Source organism: Mycolicibacter heraklionensis (assembly GCF_019645815.1).
GTDB lineage: Bacteria > Actinomycetota > Actinomycetes > Mycobacteriales > Mycobacteriaceae > Mycobacterium > Mycobacterium heraklionense.
Window position 1 is genome coordinate 4,651,695 of the sequence record NZ_CP080997.1, and the last position, 20,867, is coordinate 4,672,561.

General features: G+C 67.0%; 19 protein-coding genes, 1 tRNA gene and 1 other RNA gene. 10 read left to right on the top strand and 11 right to left on the bottom strand.

What is annotated here, in order from left to right; translation table 11 throughout:
- Window positions 1-8: 8 nt before the first annotated feature.
- From K3U94_RS21945 to ffs, 3 genes are all read right to left on the bottom strand, one after another.
- Window positions 9-611, bottom strand: coding sequence for a CHAP domain-containing protein (locus K3U94_RS21945; RefSeq protein ID WP_220695019.1), 603 nt, complete (start codon window positions 609-611; stop codon window positions 9-11).
- Between the two features lies 1 nt (window position 612).
- Complete coding sequence (locus tag K3U94_RS21950; RefSeq protein ID WP_220695020.1) at window positions 613-1,887, bottom strand: aspartate aminotransferase type Ic; 1,275 nt, start codon at window positions 1,885-1,887, stop codon at window positions 613-615.
- 32 nt (window positions 1,888-1,919) lie between these two features.
- Window positions 1,920-2,014: signal recognition particle sRNA small type (gene ffs, locus K3U94_RS21955), an RNA gene on the bottom strand.
- Window positions 2,015-2,104: 90 nt separating this feature from the next.
- Here ffs and K3U94_RS21960 point away from each other — a divergent pair.
- The 3 genes from K3U94_RS21960 to K3U94_RS21970 all read left to right on the top strand — a co-directional run bounded on the left by K3U94_RS21960 (window position 2,105) and on the right by K3U94_RS21970 (window position 4,378).
- Window positions 2,105-2,190 (top strand) — tRNA-Ser (locus tag K3U94_RS21960).
- A gap of 82 nt (window positions 2,191-2,272) precedes the next feature.
- Window positions 2,273-3,013 carry a lipid uptake coordinator LucA gene (lucA, locus tag K3U94_RS21965; RefSeq protein WP_220695021.1) on the top strand — a complete coding sequence of 247 codons (741 nt, stop codon included), beginning with the start codon at window positions 2,273-2,275 and terminating at the stop codon, window positions 3,011-3,013.
- Window positions 3,014-3,043: 30 nt separating this feature from the next.
- On the top strand, window positions 3,044-4,378 hold the full coding sequence (locus tag K3U94_RS21970) for a DUF4226 domain-containing protein (protein WP_220695022.1): 1,335 nt from the start codon (window positions 3,044-3,046) through the stop codon (window positions 4,376-4,378).
- 21 nt (window positions 4,379-4,399) lie between these two features.
- On the opposite strand, the gene K3U94_RS21975 is transcribed toward K3U94_RS21970, so the two are convergent.
- From K3U94_RS21975 to K3U94_RS21990, 4 genes are all read right to left on the bottom strand, one after another.
- On the bottom strand, window positions 4,400-4,963 hold the full coding sequence (locus tag K3U94_RS21975; RefSeq protein ID WP_220695023.1) for a hypothetical protein: 564 nt from the start codon (window positions 4,961-4,963) through the stop codon (window positions 4,400-4,402).
- 10 nt (window positions 4,964-4,973) lie between these two features.
- A complete protein-coding gene (locus tag K3U94_RS21980) occupies window positions 4,974-5,447 on the bottom strand; it encodes a DUF5078 domain-containing protein (protein WP_047319766.1) in 474 nt (157 codons plus the stop codon).
- A gap of 217 nt (window positions 5,448-5,664) precedes the next feature.
- Window positions 5,665-8,574, bottom strand: a complete 2,910-nt coding sequence (locus K3U94_RS21985) for an MMPL/RND family transporter (protein ID WP_220695024.1) — start codon at window positions 8,572-8,574, stop codon at window positions 5,665-5,667.
- Window positions 8,571-9,047 (bottom strand): MmpS family transport accessory protein, encoded by a 477-nt coding sequence (locus K3U94_RS21990; protein WP_047319764.1) that lies wholly within the window; start codon window positions 9,045-9,047, stop codon window positions 8,571-8,573. The genes K3U94_RS21985 and K3U94_RS21990 overlap by 4 nt, the downstream gene beginning before the upstream one ends.
- A gap of 56 nt (window positions 9,048-9,103) precedes the next feature.
- Between K3U94_RS21990 and K3U94_RS21995 the strand changes: the two genes are divergently transcribed.
- From K3U94_RS21995 to K3U94_RS22010, 4 genes are all read left to right on the top strand, one after another.
- Window positions 9,104-9,805, top strand: a complete 702-nt coding sequence (locus K3U94_RS21995) for a TetR/AcrR family transcriptional regulator (protein WP_220695025.1) — start codon at window positions 9,104-9,106, stop codon at window positions 9,803-9,805.
- Between the two features lie 375 nt (window positions 9,806-10,180).
- Complete coding sequence (locus K3U94_RS22000) at window positions 10,181-11,110, top strand: DMT family transporter (protein WP_220695026.1); 930 nt, start codon at window positions 10,181-10,183, stop codon at window positions 11,108-11,110.
- A 33-nt stretch (window positions 11,111-11,143) separates the two neighbouring features.
- Window positions 11,144-13,489, top strand: a complete 2,346-nt coding sequence (locus tag K3U94_RS22005; RefSeq protein ID WP_220695027.1) for an MMPL family transporter — start codon at window positions 11,144-11,146, stop codon at window positions 13,487-13,489.
- Window positions 13,490-13,539: 50 nt separating this feature from the next.
- Window positions 13,540-14,778: a GNAT family N-acetyltransferase gene (locus tag K3U94_RS22010; RefSeq protein ID WP_220695028.1), complete on the top strand. Its 1,239-nt coding sequence runs from the start codon at window positions 13,540-13,542 to the stop codon at window positions 14,776-14,778.
- Window positions 14,779-14,782: 4 nt separating this feature from the next.
- On the opposite strand, the gene K3U94_RS22015 is transcribed toward K3U94_RS22010, so the two are convergent.
- From K3U94_RS22015 to K3U94_RS22025, 3 genes are all read right to left on the bottom strand, one after another.
- On the bottom strand, window positions 14,783-15,805 hold the full coding sequence (locus K3U94_RS22015) for a DNA polymerase domain-containing protein (RefSeq protein WP_220695029.1): 1,023 nt from the start codon (window positions 15,803-15,805) through the stop codon (window positions 14,783-14,785).
- Between the two features lies 1 nt (window position 15,806).
- A complete protein-coding gene (locus tag K3U94_RS22020; protein WP_220696909.1) occupies window positions 15,807-16,841 on the bottom strand; it encodes an ATP-dependent DNA ligase in 1,035 nt (344 codons plus the stop codon).
- Window positions 16,842-16,959: 118 nt separating this feature from the next.
- Window positions 16,960-17,865, bottom strand: coding sequence for a haloalkane dehalogenase (locus K3U94_RS22025; protein WP_220695030.1), 906 nt, complete (start codon window positions 17,863-17,865; stop codon window positions 16,960-16,962).
- Window positions 17,866-17,941: 76 nt separating this feature from the next.
- On the opposite strand from K3U94_RS22025, the gene K3U94_RS22030 reads away from it, so the two are divergent.
- Genes K3U94_RS22030 through K3U94_RS22035 form a run of 3 tightly spaced genes read left to right on the top strand, consistent with a single transcriptional unit; the run spans window position 17,942 to window position 20,396 of the window.
- Window positions 17,942-18,358, top strand: coding sequence for a DUF302 domain-containing protein (locus K3U94_RS22030; RefSeq protein ID WP_047319757.1), 417 nt, complete (start codon window positions 17,942-17,944; stop codon window positions 18,356-18,358).
- Window positions 18,359-18,370: 12 nt separating this feature from the next.
- Window positions 18,371-18,505 (top strand): DUF8730 family Cys-rich protein, encoded by a 135-nt coding sequence (locus K3U94_RS24470; protein ID WP_491562383.1) that lies wholly within the window; start codon window positions 18,371-18,373, stop codon window positions 18,503-18,505.
- A 34-nt stretch (window positions 18,506-18,539) separates the two neighbouring features.
- Window positions 18,540-20,396 carry a fatty acyl-AMP ligase gene (locus K3U94_RS22035; RefSeq protein ID WP_220695031.1) on the top strand — a complete coding sequence of 619 codons (1,857 nt, stop codon included), beginning with the start codon at window positions 18,540-18,542 and terminating at the stop codon, window positions 20,394-20,396.
- Here the strand turns inward: K3U94_RS22035 and K3U94_RS22040 are convergent.
- Window positions 20,393-20,866, bottom strand: coding sequence for an NUDIX hydrolase (locus K3U94_RS22040; RefSeq protein ID WP_220695032.1), 474 nt, complete (start codon window positions 20,864-20,866; stop codon window positions 20,393-20,395). The two genes, K3U94_RS22035 and K3U94_RS22040, sit on opposite strands and share 4 nt — an antisense overlap.
- Between the last annotated feature and the right edge of the window lies 1 nt (window position 20,867).

A 20,867-nucleotide genomic window follows, 5' to 3' on the forward strand; every position in this document is an offset into this window, starting at 1 on the left:
GCACAGCGCTACACCTTGGGGCGCAGATACCCCAGCGTGTTCCACATGGGGCTGACGTCACGCCAGTTCAGCGTCACGAACAACCGGCCGCCGGAGTTCTGTTCGGCGATCTCATACCGCAGCAGGCTGCCGCTGCCACGAACGGCCGTCACCACCCCGGCGTGCCCGTGCTCGCTGACAAACCCCCCGGGGCCGTAGACCACGACGTCCCCGACCCGCGGCTCGTTGAGCCCACCGTCGAACGGCACCTGGTCGAAAAACTGCGCCAGACCGTTGGTGGGGAAATGCTCGTAGAGATCGAAGGCGTTGCCGCTGGGGTCTCTGTTCCGCCACGGACCCAGCGCCTGTATGTAGCGCTGCACGAGCGGATAACACTGGCCGTCGCCGTACATCACGGGATTTCCCAGCGCGCCGTCGGCGGCGTCGCGGCGGAAGACGTCGAGTTCTTCGGCGGCCCTCGGTGGCAGCGACTCGCCGCCGTCGGGTCCGATGTCAACGACCGGCACCGGGCGCGGGTCGACCGGCGGACCCGGCAACGCGTGCGCCGCCGGTACCGGGCCCAGCATGAGGAAAGCTGCCGCCACCGCCGTGCGGCCCCAGACGCCCGTCATGTCAGCCCAGCAGGTGCTCAGCGGCGGCCAGTAGCGCACAGGTGGCCAGGCCGTCGACGGCGTTGCGCAGATCGTCCAGCGACGGGAACGACGGGGCGATCCGGATGTTCTTGTCTTCGGGGTCCTTGCGGTACGGGAACGACGCACCGGCCTCGGTGACCGCGATGCCGGCGTCCTTGGCCAGCGCGACGGTGCGGCGCGCGGTGCCCGGCCAGACGTCCAGGCTGATGAAGTAGCCGCCCTTGGGGTCGGTCCACGACGCGATCTTGGACTCGCCGAGCCGGTTCTCCAGGATCTCGGCAGCCAGCTCGAACTTGGGCGCCAGGATCTCCTGGTGGCGGCGCATGTGCAGCCGCACGCCGTCAGCGTCGCCGAAGAACCGCAGGTGGCGCAGCTGGTTGACCTTGTCCGGGCCGATCGACTTCTTGCCGGCGTACTGCAGGTACCAGGCGATGTTGCCCAGCGAGCCGCCGAAGAAGCTGACACCGGCGCCGGCGAAGGTGATCTTCGAGGTGGAGGCGAACACGTAGGGCCGGTTCGGGTTGCCCGCGGCCGCGGCGAGCCCGAGCACATCGATCTGATGGGGGAACTCGCTGGTCAGGGTGTGCACCGCGTAGGCGTTGTCCCAGAACAGCCGGAAGTCGGGTGCGGCGGTCTTCATCTGCACCAGCCGGCGCACGGTCTCCCAGGAGTAGGTGATGCCCGTCGGGTTGCCGAACACCGGCACGGTCCACATGCCCTTGATCGCCGGGTCTGCGGCGACGAGCTCCTCGATCAGGTCGACGTCCGGGCCGTCCTCGCGCATCGGGACCGAGATCATCTCGATGCCCAGGGTCTCGGTGATCGCGAAGTGCCGGTCATAGCCGGGCACCGGGCACAGGAACTTGACGACCGGCTCCGCCCCCCACGGCCGCGGCGAGTCCACGCCGCCGTGCAGCATCGAGTAGACGACGACGTCGTGCATGAACTCCAAGCTGGCGTTGTTGCCGGCGATCAGGTTGGGCACCGCGATGCCGAGCAGCTCCCCGAAGAGGGACCGCAGCTCGGGCAGACCGTGCAGGCCGCCGTAGTTGCGGGTGTCGGTGCCGTCGTCGCCGCGGTAGTCGTCCGGGCCGGGCAGGGCCAGCAGGCCGTTGGCCAGGTCGAGCTGCTCGGGCGCCGGCTTGCCGCGGGTGAGGTCCAGGGACAGCTTCTTGGCCTGCAGCTCGGCGTAATCCCGCTGGTAGCGCTCATATTGCGCGGTCAGGTCGGCACGGTTGAGGGTATGCAGCGACACGGGTGCGCCTTTCAGCGTCGAAGGCCCGACATATAAGGGGACCCCGCGCACCCGCCAGAGCCCATTGACCCTTGCTGCCTTCCGGCCCTGGGGGAGTTCACAGGATGGACGCCGCGCGGGGTCCGCAGGTGAGTCTAGCGGTGTTTACAGGCGCGGCGAAGCCGGGCGGGAAGAGCAGTGCGCGGGCCCGGCAGGGGACTCAGCTACCATTGCCGACGGAGGATTCGCCTAGTGGCCTATGGCGCTCGCCTGGAACGCGGGTTGGGTTAATAGCCCTCAGGGGTTCAAATCCCCTATCCTCCGCACCCGATTCAGGTGCGGCCGGACCGAAAAGATCAAGGTCCGGTCGCACCTGAATCACTAGCTGACGAGCATGGGAGGTGGCGTGAGTCGTACCGTCGCCACGGTTTGGCACGCGTCGCTCTCGACCCTCGCCGCCATCCTGTACTTCCTGTTTGTCCTGCCGCGGTGGTGGGAGCTGACCGGCTACAGCCCGCATGTGTTGGGCACCGTGATGCGGGTAATCCTCGGGCTGCTGGTCGGGGCAACGGCCCTGCCGGTGGCAGCGGTGTTGAAGCAGGCCCGCAAGCCCGAGTACGGCACCCCGCAGTTGGCGCTGTCGCTGCTGACCGGCTCGATCATCGCGCACCTGGTGGCCGGAGCGTTGATCGTCGGGACCGCGGTGAGCGAGATCTGGTTGTCGCTGGACAGCTTCGGCATGTGGCTGTTCGGGATCTACGGGGCCGCGGCCGCGATCGCCCTGCTGGGGATCGGCGCGTTCTACCTGGCGTTCGTCGCCGAAATGCCGCCGCCACCGCCCAAACCGATCAAGCCCAAGGCCGACAAGCAGCCCAAGCAACGGCGTCGGTGGGGCAAGAAGTCCGGCGACGCGAAGGCCGAGGACTCCGAAGGCTCTGAGGCCGACGACGAGTCCGAAGAGACCGTCGACGCTGACGACGCTGACGACGACGTCGACGCTGACGCCACCGAAGCCGACGACGCCGACGCCGAGACCGAAACCGCGGAGATCGACGAGTCGGCGGGCGAAGAGGCGGGCGAGCCGGCATCGACCGCCGACGACAAGCTGCGCCCGTCCGGCAAGCGCCGGGCGAAAAAGGGCCAGTAAGCCCAACCCGGCCCGACTAGCCTGTGCGCTATGGCCGAGAACCTCGGTGCGTTCGCGGATGCGGCGCGCGCGCGTGAAGAGGCGCTCGCGAACCGGCTAGCGGCATCGGTAGCGGCCGACAACGAATTCCAGACGATCCTGCGGCAGGCCGTGCAGAACAACGTGAGTTCACGGCAGCGCCTCGACGCCATCGAGGCCGAGATCCGTCAGTCGGCGGCCACCTGGCCGGGCCTGGACACCCCTGCCGGTTCCCGCCAGTTCCAGCGATTCCTGACCGCCAAGACCCGCGAGATCCACCGGGTGGTCTCCGACGCCGTCGCCGACAGCCGGCACCGGGCTCAGCTGGTGCAGACCCTGACCAGCCACTACCGGCTCGGCAGTGGTGAGGACGGCCAGGACCCGCGTATCCGGCTGGTGGACAACACGATTCCGGCTGACGGTCAGCAGCCGCACGATCCCACCATCGCCGGCGTGGGCAGCCCGCCGATGCCGGAGAAGCAGGACGGTTCGCCCTACGACCTGGGCGCGACGATCCCGGGCACCGGCATCGTCATCACCGGCGACCCCGAGACCGGCCACCCCCGCCTGCACATCCCCGGCAAACCCGATATCGACAACCCCTTCCCCGTCGACGAGGGATTCCGGGCACTGCCGACCGGTACCGCGGTGGGCCCCGACGGTCAGCAATACGCGTTCTACAGTGTGCGGCCCTACGGGCCCGGCACCTCACCGGACAACTACATCGCGCCGGAGTCGCGGGTGCAGAATCTGGCCGATCCGGCAACGGATTTGGGACCGCTGCTGGGCACCCCGCTCGGCTCGGACACCAAGGTGGGCATCTCCCAGGCCAGCGGCGTCTACGACCCGGCATCCGGAACCATGATCATCGTCGGGAACGTCGGTCAGGACGGTCAGCGCGCCCTGTGGCAGTCGGCTCCGGTCGCCGCCGGTGACCCACCCAATGCGTGGATGAACAGCCTGCACGAGGTCGGCACCTTCAGCAATCTCGGTCCCGCCGATCGGGAGAATCAGATCGTGGCCCTACCCCAGGGCGGGTATCTGTTGACCAGCGCGAGCGACGGCGGGCAGATCGTGGGCGTCACCGCGGGCAGCCCGCAGGGCCTGCTCCAGGCTCCTGCACAGGACCTCACCGGCCCCGGGTTCATCCCGAGCCCCGGAAATCAGCCGGCCGTCCCGTACGGGCCGAGCATCGTCAACGTCGAGACGCTGCCCAACGGCCAAGAGCAGGTCACCATGCGGGTCAGCACGTGGCCGACGCCGCAGGGCTGGCCGGTCGGGCCGGATGCGCCACCGCCGCCCTATCACCCGCGGACCTACACGACCACCTTCAACATCAACCCGTAGCGCAGGCTGGGTGTAGAAGGGTCAGAACGCCGAGCTGCCCGACGGGCTCAGCACGAACCCGTGATGCCCCAGCGAGGTGTCCAGGCAGGCGACGAGCTGGTCGGTGCCCACCGCACAGGTGACGTTGCCGTACGACAGCTTCTGCCCGACGCCCAAGAAGGCTCCGTTGGAGAACTGCCGGCCGCAACCGGTCGATTCGCGGTTCAGCCGCAGGCCCGCCGCGCCCTGGGAGCGCACGGTCCCGATCACGCAGCCACCCGGCACCGGGGCGCCCGAGCCGAGCGGCGCGTTGGCCAAGCCCGGCATGTCGCCGTCGCACATGATGGCCTGCGACGACCCCGCCGGGGGGTCAATGGCGTCGAATTGGCAGGCCACGTTGTAGGGCGTGGAGAAGTTCACCCAGCGTCCCGGCCCCTTGGGGCCTGTCGAGATGTAGTTGTCCACCGGAACCGCGGTGAAGTCGTCAAAGTTGGGAAACCCCGCTGGTTGAGCGCCCGCGGGCGATCCCGGAGCCCCGAGGAGCAGGCCGCCCGCCGCGCCGGCGACGAGCAGAACCCGTATGACTCGACGGATGGAACCGTTCATCGGTCTCCTGTTACGGCTTGGGGGCCCAGTCCCACACCGACATGTCGTCGCGCGGGTACTGGCTGCAGGCCTCGGTCGACTTGGCGACCACGCCCTTGTTGTTGAAGAAGATCTTCGCGTGGTTGGGCCACGACACCGTCAGCGGGTCGGCGAAGTTGGTCGCCAGCTCCTCGGAGTAGGCCCGGCGCTGCTCGGGGTTGAGCGAGAAGAACCAGTGCATCTTGTCGATGGCGGCCTGCTGCACCTGCACCGGCTTGTTGTGCATGTCGATCATGTAGCGCTCGTAGTAGATCGGCGACAGGTCGCGACTGGCGGCCAGCATCTGCTCGGCACTGCAGTCGGTGCGGATCACGCGACGCGGGATCGGGAAGTCGTCGGTCGCGTCGGCGGAGGCGGTGGCGGGCAACAGCACCGCGGCCACGGCTGCGCCCACGGCGGCAGCGGTCACGACGATGCCCCGCAGAATCGGGCGGTGCGTACGCATGGAATCCACTGTAGCCATTCCCCGGGCCCTTTCACTCTGTCCGTTTTTTCGACGCCAAACCCGCCGGTGAGACCGCTGAGCCGGGTGAAGCAGGTGAGGCGAATGGGCCGGCAGTCGGCCCGACTCGCCATCCGAACTCAGTAAGCAATGCTACATAACTTTAGTCATGCTACCTAATTGTTTTCTGGCCTCTGAGCATGCGATCGCTCACAGCCGGCTACCGGTTGTGGGCCAGCTCCTCGGTGTCCGCCGCGTCCCCGCCGCGAGCGAGGGCGGCGGCTTGTCGATGCCGGGCGGCCTTCCCGCCGACGTGCGGCAGCACGTTGATCGGCCACCAGAACCAGCGCCCCAGCAGCGCCGCGATCGACGGCGTCATGAACGACCGGACGATCAAGGTGTCGAACATCAGCCCCAGGCCGATGGTGGTGCCGATCTGGCCGATGATGCGCAGGTCGCTCACGGCCATCGACGTCATGGTGAAGGCGAAGACCAGCCCGGCCGAGGTCACGACCTTCCCGGTGCCGCCCATCGCCCGGATGATGCCGGTATGCAGCCCGGCGTGGATCTCCTCCTTGAACCGGGCCACCAGTAGCAGGTTGTAGTCCGAGCCCACCGCCAGCAGGATGATCACGCTCATCACCAGCACCAGCCAGTGCAGCTGGATGCCGATGAGGTACTGCCAGAACAGCACCGACAGCCCGAACGACGCGCCCAGCGACAGCGCCACGGTGCCAACGATCACCAACGCCGCGATCAGCGCCCGGGTGATCAGCAGCATGATGATGAAAATCAGGCACAGCGAGGCGATTCCGGCGATCAGCAGGTCATAGTTGGAGCCGTCGTGCATGTCCTTGAACAGCGACGCGGTACCGCCGAGGTAGATCTTGGCGTCCTCGAGCGGCGTGCCCTTCAGCGCTTCCTCGGCCGCGGTACGGATCTTGTCGATGTGCGAAATGCCTTCGGCGGTAGCCGGATTGCCCCGGTGGCTGATCATCATCCGGACGGCCTTGCCATCCGGGGAGATGAACATCTTCATCGCGCGCTTGAAGTCCGGGTTTTGGAACACCTCCGGCGGCAGGTAGAACGAGTCGTCGTTCTTGGACTCGTCGAACGCCTTACCCATTGCGGTGGCGTTGTCGCTCATCTCGTCCATCTGGTCGAAGATGCCGGACATGGTGCTGTGCATCGTCAGCATCATGGTCCGCATGGTGTCCATGGTGTCGATCATCGGCGGGAAGGTGGTCAGCATCTGCGGCATGAGGGCGTCCATGTCCCCCATGTGCGCGATCATCTTGTCCATGCTCTCGCTCATCGGATCAACGCTGTCGACCATGTCGAACGCCGAGCGCAACGAGAAGCAGATCGGGATGTCGTAGCAGTGCGGTTCCCAGTAGAAGTAGTTGCGGATGGGCCGCCAGAAGTCTTCGAAATCGGCGATGTGGTCCCGGATCTGGTAGATCTGGGCCTGTAGGTCGTCCATGTCGACGACCATCTCGTGGGTGGTGGCGGCGAGTTGGCTCATGTAGCCATACATCTGGCGCATGGTGGCGATGGTCTGGGCCATCGCCTCGGCCTGGGTCAGCATGTCATCCATGCGCTTCTTCTGGAACTGCATGGTCTGCAGCTGACCGGCGTTCTGCATGCTGATCTGGAACGGGATCGAGGTGTGTTCCAGCGGGGTTCCCTGCGGGCGGGTGATGGCCTGCACCCGGGAGATCCCGACGACCTTGAAGATGGACTTGGCCAGCTTGTCGATGATCAGGAAGTCCGACGGGTTGCGCATGTCGTGGTCGGCTTCGACCAGCAGGATCTCGGGCAGCATCCGCGACTGCGAGAAATGCCGGTCGGCCGCGGCGAAGCCCTCGTTGGCGGGGATGTCGGTGGGGATGTATTTCCGGTCGTCGTAGGCCGGCTGATAACCCGGCAGCGCCAGCAGGCCGACGGCCGCGATCGCCAGTGAGGCGACCAGCACCGGACCCGGCCAGCGGACGATCACCGTCGCCACCCGCCGCCAACCGCGGGTGCTGGTGGCGCGCTTGGGGTCGAACAGCCCGAACCGGCTGCCGACGGTGATGATCGCCGGGCCCAGCGTCAACGCCGCGGTGACCGAGATGAGCATGCCCACCGCGCACGGGATACCCAGCGTGACGAAGTAGGGCATCCGGGTGAAGTGCAGACAGAACACCGCTCCGGCGATGGTCAGACCCGAGCCCAGGATGACGTGCGCGACGCCTCCGAATGCCGTGTAGTACGCCGACTCCCGGTCTTCACCGGCTTGGCGCGCCTCGTGATAGCGGCCGATCAGGAAGATCGCATAGTCGGTGCCGGCAGCGATCGCCAGCGAGACCAGCAGGTTGACGGAGAACGTCGTCAACCCCACCCAGTGGTGGTGACCCATGAACGCCACCACTCCGCTGGCCGCGTTCAGTTCCATGTAGACCATGCCCAACAGCAGCGCCACCGTGATGATCGACCGGTAGACGAGCAACAACATGGTCAGGATCACCAGGATGGTGACCACCATCATCTTGAACATCGACTTGTCGCCGGCATGGTTCATGTCCTTGGCCAGCGCCGCGGTGCCGGTCACGTAGACGGTCAACCCGGGTGGTGTCTGGACCGAGTCCACGATCTGGCGAACGGCTTCGACGGAGTCGTTCGCCGCCGCCTGGCCGATATTGCCGACCAGATTCAGTTGCACGTAAGTCGCTCTGCCGTCGGCGCTTTGGGCGCCGACCGCGGTCATCGGATCACCCCAGAAGTCCTGCACGTGCTGGACGTGTGCGGTGTCGGCCTTGAGCTTCTCGACCACTTCGGCGTAGTACTCGTGTTCGGCGTCGCCCAGCTCGTGGTCGGACTCCAGCACGACCATCGCGGTGCTGTCGGAGTCCGACTCTTGGAAGATCCGGCCCATCTCGGTCATGGCCTGCATGGCCGGGGCGTCTTGGGGACTCGCCGAGACGGCGTTCTGTTTGCCGACCTCTTCCAGCGGCGGGACGGTGGCGACGAGCACCGCGATCAGCGCCAACCACGCCAGAATGATCGGTATGGCGAACCGGCGGATGGTCCGTGCGATGAACGGTCGCTCCGGCGCTCCGCCGGCACGACGCGTACCGGGCTGGCTCATGCCGCCTTCAGCAGGCAGAAGGTATAGGCGTTGACCTCGTTGGAGATTCGTTCGGCCTTGACTTCGCCGTCCACGATGATGCGGCAGCCGATACTGTTGCTATTGCCTTGGGCCATGATGCTTCCCACCACCGCGGGAAGAGTGGTGACGATTTCGAGCTGCCACGGCAGCGTAACGTCTTGCACGCGTTGCGGTTCGGAGTTGACGTCGAAGTAGCTGATGTCAGCCACCGTTCCGGGCGGGCCGAAGATCTCATAGGTCAACCGCTTGGGGTTGAAGGGCTTGGTCTCGTCGACCTGGCCGTCGGAATAGGACGGGCGCTTCTCAGAGCCGAACAGGCCGTGGATGCGCGTCACGGCGAATGCGGCGACGCAGACCACTGCCAATATCACCAGGGGTATCCACACCCGGCTCAGTACCTTGAAAATCGAAGTCCCCTCACACCAGGAAGCTTTGGATACCCTAACCCACATCAACGTGCGTAAACGCACGCTACAGCACACCCACGGAGGCCCGCAACGCACATCATGTGCGTTATCCTCTCGCTGTGCGTCAGGTCGCTTTCAAACGCGCCCGCAGCGACGCGAACAAGCGTCAGCGGGCTGAAGCGTTGATGGAGGCCGCCCGCTCGGTGGCGATAGAGACCGGCGTGGCATCGGTGACCCTGACCGCGGTGGCCGGCAGGGCCGGGGTGCACCACTCGGCGGTACGGCGTTACTTCAGCTCCCACAAAGAGGTGCTGCTGCGACTAGCCGCCGAGAGCTGGGAAGGCTGGTCAGACACCGTTTGCACGGCACTGCAACAGTCCGAAGCGATGTCGCCGGACCGGGTGGCCGCCACCCTGGCCAGCGGATTGGCCGCCGACCCGTTGTTCTGCGACATGCTGGCCAACCTGCACTTGCACCTCGACCACGAAGTAGACGCCGAGCGGGTGATCGAGATCCGGCGAAAGATCACCGCGGCGGGGCTGACCATGGCCGACGCCCTGCTGCAGGCACTGCCCCGACTGGGCAAGCAAGGTGCCTTCGACCTGTTGTTGGCGTCCTATTCGCTGGCAGCGCCGCTGTGGCAGGTGGCGCACCCACCGACGAAGCTGGCCGACGCCTATGCCGCGGAGCGGCAGGTGCCGCCGGAGTGGAACTTGGACTTCACCACCGCGTTGACCCGGCTGCTCACCGCCACCTGCGTCGGGCTGCTCCGGCCGCCGGAGTCCGTTCCCGCCAAGGCCTGAACAGGCTCCACTTGCGCCAACATATCTCCTGTGGTATCAGAAACCTATACCTATTGACATAGATTTTCTTCGATATGTCACGGAGGTACAACGTGTTGTCACTGCGTACAGACCGGATTGAACACTCGATCGTTCCGCGCCCTCGTGACCTGACATCGACCCGAGCCGCGAACTGGTGTTTCCGACCCGGAACGCGGGGTACTCAGCCACCAGGTGCTTCTCGGCGAGAACCTCGACAGCCCCGCTTCATCGAAGTCAGGGGCGGCGGGAAACGAAAGGCGACCACCGCCTGACCGCCAACGCTGTCCAACCCTGCTCAGCCGGCGGTGTGAAGGTTTGTCACCCCGCCGCTCAATGTCACCGGAGGTACCGCTCATGGTCAAGGCGTGTATCGCCTCACTGCTCGCATTGAGTTCTGCCGCGTGCATCGCACTCGGCGACGTGCTGCAGCAGCATTCCGCGTATCGGTTCAACGACCGACTCGGCTACCTCGAACTCCTGGCGCAGCTGGTCCGGGATCGGCGGTGGCGGTGGGGTGCGGTACTGCTGGCGGCGAGTATCGGGCTACAGGCTGCGGCCCTGAGCCAGTATTCGGTGCTGCTGGTACAGGCGATGCTCGTACCGTCGGTGTTGTTCGCACTGGTGATCAACGCCAGGTGGACCCACCGCACCATGAGCGCCCGCGAATGGATGTGGGCCGGACTGCTGACGGTCGCCGTCATCCTGATCGTCACCGTCGGCAATCCGCGGCCCAGCCTCGCGCACGTGTCGGGCCACACCTGGGCCGCGGTGGCCGCCGTTTTCGGGCCGCTGCTGCTGGGCTGCATCGCGTTGGCGAGACGTCGGCACGGTGCACTGTCGGCGATGCTGCTGGCGCTCGTGGCGGGATCGCTGTGGGGTGTGTTCGCCGTCCTCACCAAACAGGTCACCAGCCGGCTGGGCGACGGGCTGTGGGAGCTGGCGCGCACACCCGAGTTCTATGGCTGCCTGCTGACCGTGGCGGGGGGCTTCGTACTGGGGCAGGCAGCGTTTCGGGCCGGACCGCTGACCGCGTCGATGCCCGCGCTGGAGGTGTCGCAACCGGTTGTGGCGGCGGGCCTGAGTGTCGTCGTTCTCGGCGAGACGCTCAACACCGGCGGTCTCCCGATAGTCATCCTGTCAGCGGCGACGCTGGTGATGGTGGCGGCAATCATCAAGCTCGCACGCGTCGAAGCGGCCGAGGCGACAAATCCCCCGGATCGCGGTGAGGCCTCCGTGGTTCCGGCGACGGGTGCAGCAGGCACTCGACATCTCAGCAGCGCGTGACCGAGGAATCCGACAGCAGAAGGGACGCCGGAGATGCTGCAAGCAATCACTCGACTTGCCATCGCCGCGCCGCGCCGCACCATCGCGCTCGCAGCCTTGATCGCGCTGGCGGCCGCGATCTTCGGTCTCCCCGTGGTGAACAAGCTGTCGGCGGGCGGGTTCCAGGACCCGACGTCGGAGTCGGCCCAGGCGACCGAGCTGCTGAGGGAAAAATTCGACCAAACCGATCAAAAGATGTTGATCGTGGTGACCGCCCCGGAGGGTGTGCACAGCGCCCAGGCCCGCCACGTCGCCACCGACATCGTCGGGCAGCTGAAACACTCGCCGTGGGTGCTCAATGTCTCCTCGGCGTGGACGTCGCCACCGCAGACCGCCGACGGACTGGTGAGCAAGGACTCCAAATCCGGGTTGATCGTGGCCAACCTCAAAGGCGGGGAGAACGACGCACAGCAATACGCGGAGGCGCTTGCCCGCGACCTGGCGCATGACCGCGACGGCGTCACGGTGCGCGCCGGCGGTATGGCGGTGGCCTACGCCCAGATCACCCGGCAGAACGAACACGACCTGTGGCTGATGGAATCCCTTGCGATTCCGCTGAGCTTCGCCGTGTTGGTCTGGGTGTTCGGCGGCCTGGTGGCGGCGGTGCTGCCGATCTGCTTGGGCGCCTTGGCAATCGTCGGCACCATGTCGGTGCTGCGGCTGATCAACTCCGCGACCGAGGTATCGACCTACGCCCTGGATCTGAGCATTGCGATGGGCCTGGCCCTCGCGATCGACTACACCCTGCTGATCATCAGCCGCTATCGCGAGGAACTGACCCGGGGCAGCGACCGGGAACACGCCCTGCTGCGGACCATGACGACGGCTGGGCGCACCGTGCTGTTCTCGGCGACCACGGTGGGATTGTCGATGGCGGTGATGGCCCTGTTTCCGATGACGCTGTTGAAGTCGGCGGCCTACACCGTGGTGGCCACCGCGGTCATCGTGGCGATTGCCGCCGTGGTGGTGACCCCCGCGGCGATCGCCTTGCTGGGACCCCGACTCGACGCGCTGGACGTCCGCGTCCTGGCGCATCGGGTGCTGTTCGGAATGGCGCGGCGGCGCAGTCCTGCCCACGAGCCGGCCGGCTGGGTGTTCTGGTACCGGTCCACGAGGTTCGTGTTGCGTCACGCCCTGCCGGTGGGCGCGGCTGTGGTCGCATTGCTGCTGTTGCTCGGTGCACCGTTCCTCGGGGTGAAATGGGGGTTCCCCGACGAGCGGGTGCTGCCCGAATCGGCGTCGTCCCGGCAGGTCGCCGAGATGCTGGAGAGCGATTTCGCCAACGACGTGGGGATTGCGGTGTCGGTCGTGATCCCCCAGGCTGACGGCCTGAGCGGGGCTGACCTGGGGCGATACGCCGCCGAGCTCTCCCGGGTGGCGGACGTGTCGACGGTGACCGCCCCGACCGGAACGTTCATGGCCGGACGCCGGACCGGCCCGCCCGCCGCGCCCACCGGCATTGCCGACGGCAGCGCATTCGTGACCGTCTCCAGCACCGCACCGCTGTTCTCGGATGCCTCCAACGCCCAACTGGACCGGCTGCACGAGGTCGCCGGACCGCAGGGGCGCTCAGTGCAGATGGCGGGGTTGGCGCAGACCAATCGCGACAGCGTCGACGCGCTCACCACCCGGTTGCCCGCGGTGCTGGGACTGATCGCCGTCGTCACCTTTGCGCTGCTGTTCGTGCTCACGGGCAGTGCTGTGCTGCCGCTGCAGGCACTGGTCTGCAACGTGCTGTCCCTGACCGCCGCATTCGGCGCGATGGTGTGGATCTTCCAAGACGGTCACCTGAGCGCGTTGGGCACGACGCCCACCGGGACATTGAACGTCAATATCCCGGTGCTGCTGTTCTGTATCGCCTTCGGGCTGTCGATGGACTACGAAATCTTCTTGATCTCGCGGATCCACGAGTATTGGCTGACCGCCAAAGGCGCCTCGGCGTCGCGAAGCAGGGCCGAAGAACGCGCGGCCACCGATGCCAGCACCACGTTGGGCTTGGCCGGCATCGGTCGGGTCGTCACCGCGGCGGCGTTGGTGATGTCGATTTCCTTTGCCGCGCTGATACCCGCGCATATCTCGTTCATGCGGATGCTCGGTCTCGGACTGACACTCGCCGTGCTGGCCGACGCCACCCTGGTGCGAATGGTGCTGGTACCGGCCTTTATTCACCTGGCCGGCCCGTGGACCTGGTGGGCACCCAAACCGTTGACGCGGCTGCACCGACGCTTCGCCCCGGGCCGGGCCGCAGCCGCCGAAGCCGGAGAGCGTCGCCGGGCAGCTGACGCGGCATCCGAGCCCGCCGAAACCGCCGACACGGAGTGCGCGTCCGTTCCACCATGACCTGGCCACACCCCAGAAACTCCATGACCGGCTACCGAGAGGGAGGGACGATGAGCACTACGGACAACAACATCCGGATACGACTGGCCACCGAGGACGACTGGCTGGCGGTCTACCAAAATCAAGCCCGCATTTACGGAACCTCGGCGGACACGCACGATATCGAGGCCTGGAAACGCCGGGTCAAGGTAGGCGACGTTCTGGTGGCTGAAGATATCTCCGATCCGCAGCACCCATTTCTGGTCGGCACATCGCTGTACTACCGGCTGAATCTGACCGTGCCGGGCGGCGCCACCCTGGACGCCGCCTGGCTGGCCATGGTCACCGTCGCCGCGACCCATCAGGGCAGGGGAATCTGGCAACAGATCAGCCTGCAGGGCTTCGGGATACTGCAGGAGCGTGGCTATCCGATTCTGTGCGGTGTGCCGACCCAGCCACCCGCCTACGAGATCATGGGTGCCGGCGTCGCCAGCTACTACCGGAAGCACCACATCGATGCCCGCTCGGCTGAGCTGCGTGAGATGCCCGCCCGAAACCGGGCTCGCGAGGTGACCGCCGAGGAGGCGGGTCATCTACTCCCCGCGCTCTTCGACCGGTGGTGCGCCACCAAGCACGGCGAACTCAGCCGCGACGCCGCCTGGTGGGCCGACTTCCTGGAAGACCGGACGTCACAGCGCGACAACGCATCACCGCTGAATTTCGTCATCCATCCGGATGGCTTCATGACCTACCGGGTGCTCGGGGCGCCGGCACACGCGTTTCGGCCACCCTTCGGCACCGTGGTGATCCAGGATTTCTGTCCCATCACCGATGAAGCCCACACCGAACTGCTCTCCACGCTGTCGGGCTTCGAAATTTTCGACAACATCGACATCAGGGTTCCCGTCGACGATCCGCTGCCGCTCAAACTCAAGGACCAGGCGGCGGCGCAGACCACCAGGCTTACCGATTTTCTCTGGATCCGGATCATGAAGGTGCCCGAGGTGCTCGGTGCGCGTAGCTACTCCGCTGATGCCGACCTCACCCTGGAGGTTGCCGACCCGCTGGCCGCCGCCGGCGGGCGATTCCGGCTCCAGGTCCGCGACGGGATCGGGAAATGCACACCGCACGACGGGCCGGCCGATGTGCGACTCGGTCTGGGTGAATTGGGAACGATCTACATGGGCGCCCACCGCGCCGCCGATCTGCACCGGGCACAACGCATCACCGAACTGCGTGACGGTGCCCTTCGGGAGCTCGATGCGGCCTTCTGCACCGAGCGGGTCCCGTACTGCAGCACGCTGTTCTGAGGCGCTAACTGCGGTCGGTGTCCCGGCTGGGCTGCACCCGCTTGGGCTCGCCCGGCATTTTCGGATAGTTCGGCGGGTAGGGCATGTCCCCTAGCCCCCGAGCTTCGTCGGCGGCCACCAGTTCGAGCAGGGGCTCGAGGGATTGCTCGAGGTCGTCGATGGAGCTCCACGGGTCGCCGCGCCGTGCGACCAGGTCCGGCACCGTGCTGATGGTGTAGTCGTCCGGGTCGGCGCCCTCAGACAACTCCTCCCATGTCAACGGCGTGGACACGGTGGCGATGGGCGTGGCGCGTACCGAATAGGCCGACGCCATGGTGCGGTCGCGGGCGTTCTGGTTGAAGTCGACGAAGATCCGCGCGCCCCGCTCTTCCTTCCACCACGAGGAGGTGACGGTGTCCGGCGCACGCCGCTCGATCTCGCGGGCCAGCGCGATACCGGCCCGGCGCACCTCGATGAAGTCCCAGTCGGTCTTGATCCGCAGGTAGACGTGCAGGCCGCGGCCGCCGGAGGTCTTGACGTAGCCGACCAGCCCGAGCTCGTCGAGCAGCGGGCGCACCACCTGCAGCGCGACCGCGCGTGCCTCGGCGAAGCCGGTGCCGGGCTGCGGGTCCAGATCGACGCGCAGTTCGTCGGGGTGGTCGGTGTCAGGGCAGCGCACCGGCCAGGGATGGAAGGTGACCGTGCTCATCTGTACGGCCCACAGTATGTCGGCGGGACGAGTGACCTTGAGGACGTCGGCGGTACGGCCGGACGGGAAAGTGACCCGGCACGATTCCAGGTCGTCCGGGTGTGCGCGCGGCAGCCGCTTCTGGTAGACCTCGTCGCCGTCGATGCCGTCGGGGAACCGCTGCAGATGGCTGGGCCGGTCGCGCAGGGCGTGCAGCAGTGGTCCGCCGGCCACCGCCAGGTAGTAGTCGGCCAACGCCCGCTTGGTGCCGCCGGCGCCCAGCCTGGAGAAGTACACCTTGTCGCCGCTGGTGAATCGGACTGGGATCCCGTCGACGTCCAATACTTCGGGCTCGGCCATGTCAGGCCTCCAGCACGTCGGCGAGGTCGTAGTTCAGCGGCACCTCGAGTTGGTCGAAGGTGCAGCTGGCCGGGTCACGGTCGGGGCGCCAGCGCAGCAGCTTCACGGTGTGCCGGAACCGATCCCCCTCCATCTGGTCGTAGGCGACCTCGGCGACTCGCTCCGGCCGGATCGGGACCCACTGCTTGTCGGCGGCAGAATTCCACCGGCTGGGCTCACCGTCGCGGACGTCGCCGATCCGCAGGGGCTCCAGCTCGGACAGCAGGGCCAGCCGGTCGGCGTCGCTGAATGAGGCCGCGCCACCGACCATCGCCAGCTCACCATCGGGGCGGTACAGCCCCAGCAGCAGCGAACCGATGCCCGCGCCGCTCTTGTGAATGCGGTACCCCATCACCACGCAGTCAGCGTCCCGGTGGTGTTTGACCTTGACCATCTCGCGCTTGCCGGGCAGATACGGTCCGTCGGTCCGCTTGGCGACCACCCCGTCCAGCCCGGCGCCTTCGAACGTGGTGAGCCAGCGCATGGCCTGCTCGGGGTCGGCGGTGGCGCGGGTGACGTGACAGCTGGGGCCGCCGCCGATCAGCTCGGCCAGCGCGCTCCGTCGCACCCGGAACGGCTCGTCGAGCAGCGAGGCCTCGCCGGTGGCCAGCGCATCGAACGCGATGAACTGCGCCGGGGTCTGTTCGGCCAGCAGCCGCACCCGGCTCTCGGCGGGATGAATCCGCTGACTCAGCGAGTCCCAGTCCAGCCGGGTCCGCCCGCCGATCCGGCGGGGCACCACCACCTCGCCGTCGAGCACGCAGCGTGGGGCGACCTCGGCGCGCAGCGCGTCCAGCAGCTCCGGGAAGTAGCGGCCCAGCGGTTTGCCGTTACGGGACTGCAGCAGCACGTCGCCGCCGTCGCGAAACACGATGGCGCGAAAGCCGTCCCATTTGGGTTCGTAGGACCAGCAGCCCGCATCTTCGGGAACGTGGGCGGCCGCCTTGGCGAGCATCGGAGCTACCGGCGGCGCCACGGGCGGGTCCATGGTGTCCATCATGGGCGCTGCGGCCTCATCTGTCACAGAAGCCACCGCCGGCAGGTGGTGTGTCTGTTGCCCGGCTTTGCGCGACAACCCGAACTCGCCCGCAATCCCTCGCCGCCGGCGCAAGCGATCAGCGGCGCAGGAACTCCACGACGTGACGGGCGAGTTCTTCGCCGGCGTCCTCCTGCAGGAAGTGCCCGGCGTCGTGGATCACCGGGTGCGCCCGGCCGTGCGCGCCAACCATCTCGCGCTGGAAGATCGGCGCCATGGCCCCGGTGATCGGGTCGCCGTCGCTGAACGCGACCAGCATCGGGGTCTGCGAGGCGCACAGGGCGGCCCACGCCGCACGGTTTGCCGGGGCCGCGGGGTCTTCCGGCGTGGTGGGGATCAGCGACGGCATCGTCCGGGGACCGACGCAGTAGCTGTCGTCGGGGAACGGGGCGTCGTAGCCGGCCCGGACGGCATCGCTCATCGGCCGGCGACATCCGGACTGCACGAACCATCCGACATTGATCGTCGGCGCGGTCTGGATCGCCTCCCGGAAGCGCCACCAGACCTCCGGCATCGGAATGTCCCCGGTGGGCAGACCGGTGTTGGCCACGACGACGCCACTGAACCGGTCCTGGTTCTCGGCGAGCACCCGCAGACCGATCAGCCCGCCCCAGTCCTGACACACCAGGGTCACGTTCTGCAGGTCCAGGACGTCGAACGCCAGCGCGCGCATCCACTCGACATGGCGTGCGTAGGTGTGGTCTTCGGCTCGGGTCGGCTTGTCGGAACGGCCGAACCCGACCAGGTCCGGACAGATCACCCGGTACCCCGCCTCGGCCAGGATCGGCATCATCTTGCGGTACAGATACGACCACGAGGGCTCGCCGTGCAGCATCAGGATCGGATCCCCGTCTTCGGGACCGTCTTGTACCCACGCCACCCGCAGCGTGCCGCCGTCATCGTCGTCGAGGTCGCAAAACTGCGGCGGGTAGGCGAAATCCGGGAGACCGACGAACCTGTCGTCGGGCGTGCGCAGGGTTTGCATGAGGCGACGATACCGCGGCGGTATATACCCCCCGGGGTGTCTGGTAGGCTGGGGTCAACACCACTAAGGAGGTCTCATGTCCGTGGCAATGAGCACTGCGGTGACCGGCGCCGATTTCGACGCAGTCACCGAGAAGACCCGAGAGATTTTGAAGGACAACGGTTTCGGCGTGCTGACCGAGATCGATATGCAGGCGACGCTGAAGGCCAAGCTCGGCGAGGAGATGGAGCGCTACCTGATCCTGGGTGCCTGCAACCCACCGCTGGCGCACCGAGCCGTGACGGTCGAGAAACGCATCGGAGTGCTGCTGCCGTGCAACATCGTGGTTCGCGAAGACACCGAGCACCCGGGCACAGTGCTGGTGGAGGCCATGAACCCACAACTGATGGCCCAGGTCATCGACAATCCGGCGTTGGCGGCGATCGCCGACGAGGTGAGCGAGAAGATCCGCACCGTCATCGATACGCTGGCGGTTGCGTTGCGCACAACCTGAAAGGAACCGCCGATGTGCTACCCCGTGCCGTGTCGGGTTTGCGGCAAGACCACCTGGGACGGCTGCGGTGACCACATCGCCGAGGTGAAGGCACAGGTGCCACCGGAACAGTGGTGCGGCGGCCACCCGGAGACAAAGCGCTCCTAGTAGCGCCCCTGGGCGCACGGATTAGGGTGTGGGCATGCCTGAGCAGTTCATTCCAACAACGCCCACCCTGGTGGACTTGCTTCGGCTGCAGGCCGACCGGTACGAGGACAAAGTCGCGTTCCGCTTCGCGCCGGACGGTAACAACGTCACGGCCAGCCTGACGTATCGGGAACTCGACGCCAAGGCTCGGGCCGTGGGGGCCGAACTGCAGCGCCAAGGCGCTGCCGGGCAACGAGTGCTGGCGATCTGTCGACCGGGCCTGGACAGCATCATCAGCATTTTCGGCTGCTTCTACGCTGGGGCGATCGCGGTGCCGGTCGACACTCCACTGGCCCGCCTGAAGCTGGTCGCGCCCGATGCGCAGGCCACCTTCGCGGTGGCGACCTCCACCACCCAGAACCAACTTCAGGCGGCGGCTGCCGATGTGCCCGGCATATCGGCGCTACGGTGGTGCGCCATCGACCAGGCCGTCTCCCCCGAAGCGTGGCAGGCGCCCGACATCGACCCGAGCACCACGGCGATGATCCAGTACACCTCCGGTTCGACCAAGTCACCGAAGGGTGTCGTGGTGACGCACGGCAACCTCATGCACAACTTGGAGTCCATCCGGCGGGCCTACCACGGCCACGAGAACGAGACGAGCGTCTACTTCCTGCCGCAGCAGCACGACATGGGCCTGATCGGTGGGGTTCTGGAGATGATCTACGTCGGCTGCACCACCGTATTGATGTCGCCGATCGTCTTCTTCCAACGGCCGATGGCGTGGCTGGAAGCCATGTCTCGGTTTCGCGCCAACACGACCGCAGCGCCCAACAGCGCCTACCGGTTGTGCGTCAAACAGAGCACCCCCGAGCAGCGTGCGGCACTGGATCTGTCGCACTGGACCACCGCCGCGAGCAGTTCCGAGCCGATCCACGCATCGACCATTCAGGAGTTCGCCGACGCGTTCGCTCCGGCGGGATTCCGCATCGAGGCGTTTCTCCCGTGCTATGGCCTGGCCGAGGCCACCCTGCTGGTCTCCGCCGACACCACTCCGGAGGTCGCCGGTGTCCGCTACGTCGACAGCAAGGCGCTGAGCGAGAACCGCACCGTCGACGTCGACGCCACCACCGACGCCGTCGCGGTGGTCAGCTGCGGCCCACCGGTGTACGGCCAACGGGTCGTGATCGTCGATCCGGAGACCCGCCAGCAGCGCGGGCCGGACGAGGTCGGCGAGATCTGGGTGTCCGGGCCCAGCGTTGCGCAGGGCTACTGGGCACGGCCGGTAGAGAACGCTCACTCCTTCGCCGGATTCCTGTCGGACACCGGTGAAGGCCCCTTCCTGCGCACCGGAGACATGGGATTTCTTTGCCAGGGCGAGGTATTCGTCACCGGGCGGTGGAAGGACCTCGTCATCATCGGCGACAGCAACTACTTCCCGAACAACATCGAGCCGACCGTGCAGGACAGCCATCCGGCGTTGCTGACTGACCGCGGCGCGGTCTTCTCGGTGCAACCGAAACCGCATGCCGACGCCCGACTGGTGATCGTGCAGGAACTGGACTACCGGCAGCAGGTCGCCGAGAGCGAGTATCCGGGAATCATCGAGTCCATCCGCACGGCGGTCAGCCAACAGCACGGCTTGGACACCCAAGACGTATTGCTGGTCCCGGCGATGCGGGTGCCCACCACCTCGAGCGGCAAGATTCAGCGGGGCGAATGCCGGCGACAGTTCCTCGCCGGCGAACTGCACCCGCTGGCGCAGTGGCATGCTCCGGCGGCGCCGGCCGTACGGTCCTCCCAGGGGACCGCAGGAGCCGGAGCGAGCACGCTGGCCCGGATGATCGTTTCCAGCTTGGCGCAGCGGCGTCAGCAGCAACAAGGAACGCCGCCGCCCCAGACCGGCGGTTAGGGCTCGATTCCCAGGCGCTCCACCAACCGGTCCAGCAGGGGCCGCTGCCCGGCCAACAGCTTGGTACGCGCCTGCTCCAGTGAGAACCAGCCGACCCGGTCGACCTCGGCAAACTCCCGCACCTGTCCTGACCGCGGCGGCCACTCCAGTTCGAAGGTGTTGCTGCGGGCGTCGGTGACGTCGAGGTCGCCGTGCACGGCGAACGCCGTGACCACCTTTCCGCCGGCCTGCCGCACCACGCCGAGGTCGGCGCGCTCGCCGTCCGGCGGCTGAAGGCCGATCTCCTCGGCGAATTCACGTCGCGCGGTGTCCCACGGGTCCTCACCCTCGGGCTGCTCCCCCTTGGGGATCGACCATGCCCCGTCGTCCTTGCGCGCCCAGAACGGGCCGCCGGGGTGGGCGATCAGCACCTCAATGCCGCCGTCGGCGCCGTCACGGTACAGCAGCAGCCCGGCGCTGCGCCTGGCCACG

Excerpts from the sequence above, each read along its gene's own strand:
- K3U94_RS21945 (WP_220695019.1), bottom strand. The coding sequence starts at position 611 with ATGACGGGCGTCTGGGGCCGCACGGCGGTGGCGGCAGCTTTCCTCATG.
- K3U94_RS21970 (WP_220695022.1), top strand. The coding sequence starts at position 3,044 with ATGGCCGAGAACCTCGGTGCGTTCGCGGATGCGGCGCGCGCGCGTGAA.
- K3U94_RS21975 (WP_220695023.1), bottom strand. The coding sequence starts at position 4,963 with ATGAACGGTTCCATCCGTCGAGTCATACGGGTTCTGCTCGTCGCCGGC.
- K3U94_RS21980 (WP_047319766.1), bottom strand. The coding sequence starts at position 5,447 with ATGCGTACGCACCGCCCGATTCTGCGGGGCATCGTCGTGACCGCTGCC.
- K3U94_RS21985 (WP_220695024.1), bottom strand. The coding sequence starts at position 8,574 with ATGAGCCAGCCCGGTACGCGTCGTGCCGGCGGAGCGCCGGAGCGACCG.
- K3U94_RS21990 (WP_047319764.1), bottom strand. The coding sequence starts at position 9,047 with ATGTGGGTTAGGGTATCCAAAGCTTCCTGGTGTGAGGGGACTTCGATT.
- K3U94_RS22000 (WP_220695026.1), top strand. The coding sequence starts at position 10,181 with ATGGTCAAGGCGTGTATCGCCTCACTGCTCGCATTGAGTTCTGCCGCG.
- K3U94_RS22005 (WP_220695027.1), top strand. The coding sequence starts at position 11,144 with ATGCTGCAAGCAATCACTCGACTTGCCATCGCCGCGCCGCGCCGCACC.
- K3U94_RS22010 (WP_220695028.1), top strand. The coding sequence starts at position 13,540 with ATGAGCACTACGGACAACAACATCCGGATACGACTGGCCACCGAGGAC.
- K3U94_RS22015 (WP_220695029.1), bottom strand. The coding sequence starts at position 15,805 with ATGGCCGAGCCCGAAGTATTGGACGTCGACGGGATCCCAGTCCGATTC.
- K3U94_RS22020 (WP_220696909.1), bottom strand. The coding sequence starts at position 16,841 with ATGGACACCATGGACCCGCCCGTGGCGCCGCCGGTAGCTCCGATGCTC.
- K3U94_RS22025 (WP_220695030.1), bottom strand. The coding sequence starts at position 17,865 with ATGCAAACCCTGCGCACGCCCGACGACAGGTTCGTCGGTCTCCCGGAT.
- K3U94_RS22030 (WP_047319757.1), top strand. The coding sequence starts at position 17,942 with ATGTCCGTGGCAATGAGCACTGCGGTGACCGGCGCCGATTTCGACGCA.
- K3U94_RS24470 (WP_491562383.1), top strand. The coding sequence starts at position 18,371 with ATGTGCTACCCCGTGCCGTGTCGGGTTTGCGGCAAGACCACCTGGGAC.
- K3U94_RS22035 (WP_220695031.1), top strand. The coding sequence starts at position 18,540 with ATGCCTGAGCAGTTCATTCCAACAACGCCCACCCTGGTGGACTTGCTT.